Origin of the sequence: Achromobacter sp. Marseille-Q0513 (genome assembly GCF_018195695.1) — a bacterium.
In the GTDB taxonomy this organism is placed as follows: domain Bacteria; phylum Pseudomonadota; class Gammaproteobacteria; order Burkholderiales; family Burkholderiaceae_B; genus Achromobacter.
In genome coordinates this window covers 1-409 of record NZ_JAGTJY010000570.1, presented here as the reverse complement: position 1 = coordinate 409, position 409 = coordinate 1, and the positions used below count along the sequence as shown (strand labels likewise).

Here is a 409-nt window from a genome sequence, read left to right as displayed (position 1 = left end):
CGCTGGTGATGATGATGGGCGTGTAGCGCGCCATGCCGCGCGCGCGCTTGCAGATCTCCAGGCCGTCCACGCCCGGCAGCATCAGGTCCAGCACCAGCGCGTCCCAGCCGCCCTCTTCCAGCCGGCGCATGCCTTCGTGGCCGTCGGCGGCATGCTCGACCGCGTAGCCTTCATCGCGCAGGTGCATGCGCAGCAATTCGGCGATATGGGCGTCGTCCTCGACGATCAGCACGCGGCGGGAGGGTTCCATGGGGGGCTCGGGCGATGGGATAGCGCTATTGTCGCCAATCGGCGCGGCCGAGTTATCACATTTTTTTGAAGTTTGCGTGAGGACTTGGATACGGCCCCGGGGAAAGAATGGCGTCAATCGAAGCCAGCCGCCCAGGAAACCGCCATGACCGCCGCGACC

The 409-nt window shown here is 65.8% G+C and carries 1 protein-coding gene; it reads right to left on the bottom strand.

Features of this window, described 5'->3' with window-relative positions; translation table 11 throughout:
- A partial coding sequence (locus KDH83_RS31795) for a response regulator (RefSeq protein WP_212323169.1) occupies window positions 1-250 on the bottom strand: 250 nt, incomplete at its 3' end.
- Window positions 251-409 lie beyond the last annotated feature (159 nt).